Below are 9,310 nucleotides of genomic sequence, written 5' to 3'. Positions count from 1 at the left end.
CAACCAGCCTCCATCTCACACTGGCCCAATGTCTACACCGCCGTCAGATCAGGCGCAATTTTTAGAGGTGCCCTTAAATAATATACAGATAACTTAGGGAGACCTTACATAATTTTCCCGGGAAACCTTACAGGTTCTCACCTCCGGAGTGTAGCCACGCCCATCGGCTTACAAAGCTTCCGGTCAACCAAAAAAGGTGCCGTGCACCCTGCGAGCCGATAGGCGTATTCACTAAGGCACCCCGGTGAGAGCTAGGGCTTTAGTCTTATCGCGTGATTTCTGGGTGTAGTGACGCTGCTTCTCTAATGCCTTTAACCGCAAAGGGTCAGCGCTTCCCGTTTCGGCCTTCAGCTGACGGGCAACCAGTTCTCGCAATTTCTGACAGGGTGCACGCTGCGGACATGCTTCGCATACCAATGCCTTGTCAGCTTCAATGCCCGGAACCCCAAAGCAAGCCTGAAAAAGCTCTGATTGCGAAGGGGATACGTAACTTTCCGCGGTATAAGAGCCAGAATGCATCTCAGATTTAGCAATGTCCAAGGTGCGCTCAAAAATGTCTGGCGGGGCCAGAGCTGAACACGAATCTTCCGTCAACTGACGCAGCCCCAATACGCGAATGCCAATAAAGATGTTCAAGTTTCCGGGATTTAACCTAAAACCCTGCAAAAGCTGGTCCTGAAATATCTTCTGTGCTGGCAACTCAGCATAATAATCGGTGCAATACTGCGGCATTGGAGTAAGGTTAGCAAACTCGATCTTTTTCCGATCATCATCCCAGAACTTTTCCAGCTCGGCATAGAAAGCCTTAGCCATATCCGGATTTCTATCCCGGTTGGGGCGGAGCTGGTTAGGTTGCGGAAGCTGCTTACGCTGCCGTCTCAGATAGAAGTGGAAGCAAAACTCAAGATATCTGGGATAAGGCATTCCAAGTTCATCGGCATGCTGCCTTGCCATCCAGATGTTCGTGTAACCGGAATTGTTTGAATTAAAATCTGATTTAATTAGTGGCTGTATGGTTTCAGCCCTATTTTTATCGATTTCAGCGCGCACACAATTCTTATAAGCAGTAATGTAGTCGTCCGCAAAAATCGCTGTTGCCCGCCTCGGGTTCAGAAACCGATATGCAGGCCATTTCGTGACCATTAGGTCTCCCTCGAGAGAAAGGTATTTCCGCGGAATGAACTTTCCGGCCTCTACAAGTGCAGTTAGTAACTCTCTTCGCATTTCCATTTCATCAGTCATAGCTTCTCCATTCGGATCCCTTAGATCCATTATTCGTTGTAAAAATGCCACTGCCAAACATGCAGATCGATTCAGTCGATGACGGCCCGACATGTGAAGTCTTCCAACGCAATGTCCGGCACCAGCTTTTCCCGGCCCAGAAACCGCGCCTGCTTCTTGTCTGATGGCTCATTATGATAATGAAGCAGGACCGGTGCGCCGCTTGATTTGGCTCTCCAGAGATTGGCTACTGGGTTGTTTTTCATGATCTTGCCTTTCGTGCATAGATACAGGGGGACGATCTGGCAAAGGATGCTGCCAGGTCTCGCCGCGTTTGGTTGTCTATTAAGAAAATCGATGACTTGGGTGGATATCCACCAAACAAGTCGGTTCAGTTTACCGGTCAGTCCCTGGCAAGCCACTACAAGCCATTCCTCACCTTCCGGATATCGGTTTTTTCTGAGGGGTGCCCAAGACGGCATCCTTGCGTGGCAATTTCAGTCAGGCTCGGACGCACTGCCTATCGGATACCCTACCGTTTAAACGGTCGGACCACTCGGACCACTCGGACCGTCCATCTCGATAGGGGCGTCTGGTCCGAGTGGTCCGACACGATTGAGAGAGCCGTCCAAGATCGTCCGCTTCACAGTGTAAACTCTGGGGCGGTCTGGGATGGACCGCGGCGCACGACATGCCAGGTTCTGTCCCTTGGTCCTGGAAGAACAGCGTCCGAACGATCCACTTGCCCGGAATTTGAATAAGACATGAGTTCTCCTTTCGGACCACGCAGGTCCGTTGTTGTTTTCCAACTATGCTGGATTAAAACGGCAATAGATCAGGGCCTGGGAACTACCAAAGTAGCCCCAGTTGGCATCTCCCCTTCAAATGCCGGTCTGGTTTTCTAGTCTTGTTTCGCGACGCCGCCACCTGAAACCGTCAGGCAGAGATTGGCGCGACCGAGCTGCCCACTTTGGATTACCCTCGGGCGGCCCATACCGCCCGATGGGTTCTTGGCAGAGCCTCAATACCCTTTAAGTTTCCACTCGTGGAGCCTTATGGTCGTCATCTTCTCAAGGCGCTCCATCATCTTCTGGAGTCGAACGACGTCCTCGAATGCCTTCTTCTTTGATGCCGGATCCGAAAGGTCAGCGCTTTCGAGTTCCTTTAACCTTTTGCCAAACTCTTCCCGCTTATAGGCGTTAACAACAATCGCCATGTTGCTGGCTGCAGCGAGAAGATGATCCAATATTGATTCAGCCCGACCGATAGACCGCTCATAGCCAGCATAAGGATCATAGGTTTCGTCTCTTGTGCGCTCGACCTCGCCATCAATTGAAACTGGCCCCTTATCTCCGTCAAATTCGGGATGGGGCATTGCCGCAGCATCGAAGTGATAGAGGGCAGAATCCCAGTCACCATGCCCCTCCGTCCGTTCCAGCCATTCCACAAATGGCTCCGCCAGAAAGCGGTAAGATGAATCCGGCAGTATTCTGAGTTCGCCTTCCTTTCGTTGTCTTTCAGCTTTCTTTCTCTGCGCATCGGTCATAGCCATTTGTCACTCTCCTTGTTGATAAGGACATGTCTATGTCACGATCACAGTCACGTCAATAGGATTTATCTTCGCACAGTGAAAAATTGCGCGGCACCAGCGCAGCAGAACTACTCGCCATCATGAGAGAGGTTATGTTTCTCCGTCAGTCCCTAGCCGCACCTGCTCAGCCATTCCTCGCTGGCAGAGAGAGACGGCTTTCCACATGTTGAAACGGAAATCCGTTACCTCTGGTCAAGACTATGTGCCTTTCAGGATGTGCTTCACCGTCAGTCCCTGAATAGACCGATCGAGCCATTCCTCGCCGCCAAGGCAATAAGGAGGATCCGTGGTCGTCCTCGAACCCCATCGTGCGGGCACCTGCACAGCCCACCAGCGCGCCAAGCCAGATGAAATCTGCGCGTGGCGGCCGCCCGGTCAGGTGCCAGCCCCGCCGCAAATCACCACCCCCAGTTCAGCCATAACAGCAACGACGGGCGAACCTCTGCCCTTTCGAAACAGCCATGCAGCCCAAAGGTGTGATCCGACGGTCCGAAATTTCGAGCGGTCGCCCTCTCACCAATTTGCCAGCCAGAGGTAGAGCGGGAGGCCGATGGCGATGTTGAACGGAAACGTAATCCCGAGAGACAAGGTCACGTAGATACCGGGTTCTGCCTGCGGTAGGGCGATCTTCATCGCTGCAGGGACTGCAATATAAGAGGCCGAAGCCGACAACGTCATCAACAGAAACAGGCTTCCGTCCGCCAGTCCTATCATCGCGCCAAGACACCATGCCGCACCTGCGCCAACCAAGGGCATGACCACACCGAACCCGAAGAGGCCGGGCGATATCATGTGCCGGTTTTGAAGAATGCTACGCCCTGCCGTAAGCCCCATGTCGAGCAGAAACAGGCACAGGATTCCGGTAAATGGTGTCACAATGAATGGGGCGATCATTTCCATACCCTGACCGCCTGTCAGCGCGCCAATGACAAAAGCACCTGTCAGCAGCACGATCGACCCATTGGCCAAAAGGTCGCGCCAGAGGTGCCCTTGGGCCGCAGGCCGGATGCCCGACCGATGCGCCAGCCACAGCCCCGACAGGATCGCCGGCACTTCCATTGTGGCGGCGACGGCGACCATGAAACCGTCATAGGATGTCCCCGCCAGTTCCAGCAGACTTATCGCTGTGACGAATGTCACGATCGAAATTGATCCATAGTGAGCGGCAACTGCTGCGGCATTGACAGTATCCAGCCGCGTCATGTTCCGAAGCAAGGCAAAGGCCACGAACGGCATCGAAAATGACAGCACGACCCCCACCAACATTGTGACGAACAGATCCGGCGTGACACCGTGGGCAGAAAGATTGCTGCCACCTTTGAACCCTATGGCCAAAAGTAGATAGAGCGACATGAACTTTGCGGCGCCTGCGGGAATGGATAAATCGCTGCGGACAAAGGCAGCAAAAAGGCCGAGGGCGAAAAACAGGATGGTCGGCACCAGAAGCGTGCCCGAGAGGGTTTCCAGAATGTTGGACATGGGTGACTCCGCACTACAGTTCAGCACGAGATGCCTTGTGGAATTCCATAGCTCCAATAGTATGTTTCTACAGATTGAATAGTTTTAGGCTATGTAATGCGACCAACACTCCGACAGCTTGAATATATCGTGACCGTTCATCGCCTTGGCCGTTTTGGGCTTGCATCTGAGGTATTGAACGTCAGTCAACCCAGCTTGTCGGCACAAATCGCGTCCGTCGAGCAGGACCTCGGCATCCGTATTTTCGAACGCAGCCGCAAAGGCGTGCAGGCAACCGGGAAGGGTGAAGACCTCATTCGCCGTGCACAAAAAATCTTGCGAGAGGTCGAGGATCTGCGCCGTTCCATGATGTCGGATCTCGCCTTCGCAGGCAGACTCCGGCTCGGCGTCCTCCCCTCAATCGGTCCATATCTTCTGCCGCAAGCGGTCAAGAACATCCACCAGCGGCAACCGGACCTGCGCGTTATCGTGCGTGAGGAAAACACGCGTGATCTTGAACAAGGCCTTAAAGCAGGGCGACTTGATCTGATCATTTCGACGCCCGAGGATCACCCGAACACAGTCCAGACCCGCCTTTTCAACGAAACACTGTGGATTGCGGTTGCGACAGACGATCCGCTGGCCAACGCAGAAGGTGCCGTAACTGCCCTTGACCTTCATGGTCGTCAGTTTCTGACCCTTGATCCCAGTCATCGGCTATCGCGTATCACCTATGCGCTGGCTTCAAAATGTGGCGGCATCGTTTCGGACGAGTATGAGGGCACAAGTCTTGATTCCATCCTGTTGATGGCCGCATCGGGGACCGGCGTCGCAATCCTGCCCGAACTTTTCGCCAAGCGTCAGGCGGCATTCAGAACCGAGGTCGCGATACGTCCCCTTGGTCTGGAGAACGCAAATCGTGATATCGCCCTGTTGGCCCGCAATACCGAAACCGCGGCGTCCGGGCACGACATGCTGATCGAAGAACTCAGGTTTGCAGCCAACCACCTCGGACTGTCGGTCGCGACCGACTGACATGGCATTCCATGGGCGCGCGACGCTATATTGCGCGGCCTCTTACCGCAACCTCATTGAAAATGGGCGTTAGGATTAATGGGAGTCTCGCGCCAAGTTGGCGGGAATAAGCATATGGTGCATTCTATGGCGAAGGTCAGGACTCTGACAATGTGGGTTCTTGTCCAAGCCAAGACATTTTGGGGCAATGGGAAGAAGGTCGCCCAGATCAGGCCTCCATGGCGGGCACGGGCGAGCTAAGACCCGCTGATTGCAAATCGGTTAATACTGATTTCTTTGCGCTTTTTCTGATTAATCCGACAAGTGACACCTTGTTGCCACCCCATGGTAATCACTATCTGCCGGTGGGGTAGATCAACTGCCCGAGAGGGCCATTTGGTGGATTACATCTACGTTGTCGCCGGACTGATCGGTCTGTTCTTTGGTGGTGAAGCGCTAGTGCGGGGCAGCGTTGGGATCGCCCGGCGCATGGCAATCCCGCCCCTGCTGATCGGCCTGACGGTCGTGGGGTTCGGGACATCCACGCCCGAGCTTCTGGTCTCGGTCGAAGCGGCTTGGCGCGGCGTGCCGGACATTGCCGTTGGGAATATCGTCGGATCGAATATCGCCAACATCCTCCTGATTGTCGGACTTACCTGTCTCGTCTGGCCGATCCGCGTGTCGGGTGCGACCCTTCGCCGGGATACGGCTGTTATGGTCGCGGCTGCGTTTGCATTGGTTCCGATCTTCGCGATGGGTGAAATAGGGCGACTTTCGGGGCTCCTGTTGGTGTTTGCACTCGCGATCTATCTGACTTGGGCCTATCTCCAGCCGGGCGAGGCCGCCGTGGATGACCCCGACATGCCCGCCACTGCCTCGATGCTCGTATCTGGCCTCTGGATCGCCGCCGGATTGGTCGCGCTGATGTTCGGCGCACGTTTTCTGGTGGACGGTGCTGTCTCTATCGCGCGGGGCTTCGGTGTCTCCGAAGCCTTCATCGGCCTGACAGTCGTGGCAGTGGGCACATCCCTGCCCGAACTCGCCACTTCTGTGATCGCCGCCTTTCGACGGCATTCAGAGATTGCAATCGGCAACATTATTGGGTCGAACATCTTCAACGTTCTCGGCATCCTTGGCGTGACAGCGTTGATCAAGCCGGTCCCTGTCGCCGAGAGGTTCCTGACCTTCGATCTGCCGATCATGATTGCGATTTCGCTTGCCCTGACCGGGTTGCTCTTGACACGCGCGGTCATCGGACGTGGAATTGGTTTGGCCGTGCTGGCCGGATATGTGGTTTACGTATGGGCGGCGCAAGGATGACCGAAATGAGTGCATACTGAAATCTTCCATGATCGAATTCCGCCAACTTCCAGATGACCACCCTGATCTGGTCTATTCGCCGCTGTTGCGGGCGGCACGGCTGACTTTGAGTTATGTGGCCGAAGAAGGGCCGATCAAGCTGACTAAGACCAAGGCCTTCAAGCGGACTTTCGTTCATTGGGCGGCCGAGCATTTCGACTGGCCCGGCAGAAGTTATGAAGACCTGTTCCGATACCACAAAGTCCTCAACGAGTATGACTTCCAACCGCTGGAGCTGCTGCATTTCCTGCTGATCAGCCTCAAGCTCGGCCGCCATTACAAGGGCGAGTTCAGATTAACCAACAAGGGCAGAGAGCTATCGCAGTCCGCTGGCGCCCTCTACCGTGAACTGATCTCGTTTTATGTTCTGGACGTCGATCACGCCTCATACGGACGGTTCGACGCGCGCCCGTTCGGTGCATGGGATACCTGGCTCAACGTGATAAATATCGAAGCCGAAAACGGTGCATCCGAGCGCGCATTATATGGTGTATTCTATGGCGAAGGTCCGGACTGGGACAACGGGGGCTGGCGCGAAATGGCGGCCTTTTCGCATTACGTCCTGATGCCCTTGGAATGGTCGGGTTTGATCTCGGTGCATGACACCAAAGACGCGGGGCGGACTGTGCGCATGTGCTTCAAGACGCCACTTTGGCGATCAGCGCTGAAACTCGATACGGACAATATGCTGGAACGTGCACCGCTGCATTGAACGGGTCGGGTCCTATGCGCAGTGCGTCAGGCGCCTCGACGTGCCAAGAGTCCGGCGGCGACAAATGGTGGGCATGGCCGGAGGTTGGTGCGTTTCCATAGCTCGCCCGTTCAGGTCTGTGGCGCGGTTGCCAGCCTCCTTCTCACCTTTTCACGGTTCCAACGATCATAGAGCCATCCGGCGCAGCTTTACGGATTTCATCATGGAACCGGAGATCAGGCTGCCGATTCAGCAGTCTCGATCCCTACTCATATCAAGATGCACTGCGGATGCGCCTGAGGCTCACCAGGGCGCGCACTGGCAGCGTCCGTAGCGCTCAGACTTGCTCGAATGCATTCCAGTGCACAAACGAAGCCCCTGAGAGGCTTTGCAGGCGGTGGTATTGGAGGCGCTACCGTCTCAAAAATACCTATTTCGAGCAATCGCGCGAAAAGGCGTGAAACGGCCCGAACTCATCCGGGGCAAGTTCTGATTTGAGGGGCTTTCGTTCCTTCATCTTGCGCGAGCCGGTCAGCTTTCCGTCAAAAACGCCATTTCCGCTGCTTTCTGTCAACCAAACGTAAACATCGTGTTACGTTCCGGGCTACTTAATAGGTATTTAGCTTAAAATAGGGCGGTAAATGTTACCTAGCTTACTGATTTTGTGCCAAAATTGCTGCCTGAATGTTAGCAAAATTAACACCAAGTTGACAGATTACGCACCTATAGGTTGAGTAATGTTAGGTCGGACTGTGTTATGTCCGGGTTCTGGCAACAGGCTTATTGAGGGCTAGACTGCCCGAAATACCAATCTCAGGCCCATAGGCCACACCTCCACGAGAGCCTGACTGCATTAATTTATGTGCGGGGCTATCTATAAACAGTGAACCTCTTGGCAACTCTCTCATACAGGCTTTGACCCTGAACGTCAGCTAGGGTGTCAATCTTGAACGAAGGACCTCGGCCGCATCAACGATATGGTGCCGGACAAGCGCTTGCGCCTCAGCCACATCACCGGCCTCGATCGCCTCGAAGATCAGGTTGTGTTCTGCCCAGATGACCGGGCGGCGATTGTTGCTCATGATATACATAAGTCGATGGTGGTGCAAAAGATGTGGGGCCAAAATGGCTTGAATATAGTCGTTTCCGGACAGCTTTCTGATCAGGCGGTGAAACTCGATATCGTCCAACACTGCATCGTCAAACGCCACCTGACTGACGTCACTGCCATACTTGGCTTTCAGCTGCCGAAGCGCGTTGAGCGTTGCGAGATCGGCATCATCAAATGCACCCGCTTTCGCCTTGCCCGCGGCCAGACGCGCAGCAAAACAATCCAGCTCGCAGCGGATATCTATTAACTGCATCAAGTTGTCATGTTCGATGGCGGCGACAGTCAGGCTTTTCTTGTCCAAAGGACATACGATCCCGTGCTCAAGCAATATCCGAAGCGCCTGCCCGATCGGTTGGCGTGAAACGCCCAGTTGTTCCGCCAGCATATCCTGCGACAACTTTTCCCCTGGCACCAGCTTACCCGTGAGAATGGCGTCGAAAATGGCGTCCTTCACGCTTTCGACGAGATCAATGTTACGTTCGAGTTTTTGCACTTGAATGTTCACAGATGTTGGTGGCGCCTTGATTGGCTTCGGGAACGCCTAGGCCAAAACGGACCGAGAATGAAATAAATTCGGCACCAGATGTGGGCTGACGGCAGTTATTTCAATCATTTTCGCATACCGAACTCCGTATCCTGTTTTGTATTGCGCGAATCTTCACCTACTGGTTAGATTGCCTTACCAATTTCGGTATTTTGGGAGGAAATCGAGAATGCGACGGATGAAGACCTACGTATCGGCACTCGCTCTTTGTGCTGTGATGGCGCCGATAGCGGCGAATGCGCAGAGCAATCTGGAGAAGTTGGGCCAGTTCAAGACAACAGGCGTTACCGAATTCACAACCATTGAACAAAACGGTGCGGC

8 protein-coding genes are annotated in these 9,310 nt (G+C 54.2%); 3 read left to right on the top strand and 5 right to left on the bottom strand.

Going from position 1 to position 9,310, the window contains the following annotated elements:
- Positions 1-231 precede the first annotated feature (231 nt).
- The 4 genes from ACEN2R_RS20170 to ACEN2R_RS20155 form a co-directional block, all read right to left on the bottom strand.
- Positions 232-1,242 (bottom strand): hypothetical protein, encoded by a 1,011-nt coding sequence (locus ACEN2R_RS20170; protein WP_442044646.1) that lies wholly within the window; start codon positions 1,240-1,242, stop codon positions 232-234.
- A gap of 71 nt (positions 1,243-1,313) precedes the next feature.
- The gene (locus ACEN2R_RS20165) at positions 1,314-1,487 is read right to left on the bottom strand and encodes a hypothetical protein (RefSeq protein ID WP_442044645.1); all 174 of its coding nucleotides are present in this window, start codon (positions 1,485-1,487) and stop codon (positions 1,314-1,316) included.
- Positions 1,488-2,242: 755 nt separating this feature from the next.
- Positions 2,243-2,773: a hypothetical protein gene (locus ACEN2R_RS20160; RefSeq protein WP_442044643.1), complete on the bottom strand. Its 531-nt coding sequence runs from the start codon at positions 2,771-2,773 to the stop codon at positions 2,243-2,245.
- A 552-nt stretch (positions 2,774-3,325) separates the two neighbouring features.
- Positions 3,326-4,291 (bottom strand): sodium-dependent bicarbonate transport family permease, encoded by a 966-nt coding sequence (locus ACEN2R_RS20155; RefSeq protein ID WP_442044641.1) that lies wholly within the window; start codon positions 4,289-4,291, stop codon positions 3,326-3,328.
- Between the two features lie 96 nt (positions 4,292-4,387).
- Between ACEN2R_RS20155 and ACEN2R_RS20150 the strand changes: the two genes are divergently transcribed.
- From ACEN2R_RS20150 to ACEN2R_RS20140, 3 genes are all read left to right on the top strand, one after another.
- A complete protein-coding gene (locus ACEN2R_RS20150) occupies positions 4,388-5,305 on the top strand; it encodes a hydrogen peroxide-inducible genes activator (protein ID WP_442044639.1) in 918 nt (305 codons plus the stop codon).
- Between the two features lie 378 nt (positions 5,306-5,683).
- Positions 5,684-6,604, top strand: a complete 921-nt coding sequence (locus tag ACEN2R_RS20145; RefSeq protein ID WP_442044637.1) for a calcium/sodium antiporter — start codon at positions 5,684-5,686, stop codon at positions 6,602-6,604.
- Between the two features lie 28 nt (positions 6,605-6,632).
- Entirely contained in the window at positions 6,633-7,355 is a 723-nt protein-coding gene (locus ACEN2R_RS20140) for a hypothetical protein (RefSeq protein ID WP_442044636.1), read from the top strand.
- Positions 7,356-8,266: 911 nt separating this feature from the next.
- Here ACEN2R_RS20140 and ACEN2R_RS20135 read toward each other — a convergent pair.
- A complete protein-coding gene (locus ACEN2R_RS20135) occupies positions 8,267-8,950 on the bottom strand; it encodes a GntR family transcriptional regulator (RefSeq protein ID WP_442044634.1) in 684 nt (227 codons plus the stop codon).
- Positions 8,951-9,310 lie beyond the last annotated feature (360 nt).

The organism is Pseudogemmobacter sp. W21_MBD1_M6 (assembly GCF_052119585.1).
In the GTDB taxonomy this organism is placed as follows: Bacteria; Pseudomonadota; Alphaproteobacteria; order Rhodobacterales; family Rhodobacteraceae; genus JBGQOJ01.
Note: the sequence above shows the minus strand (reverse complement) of the source record. Positions and strands in the feature narration are given on the sequence as shown.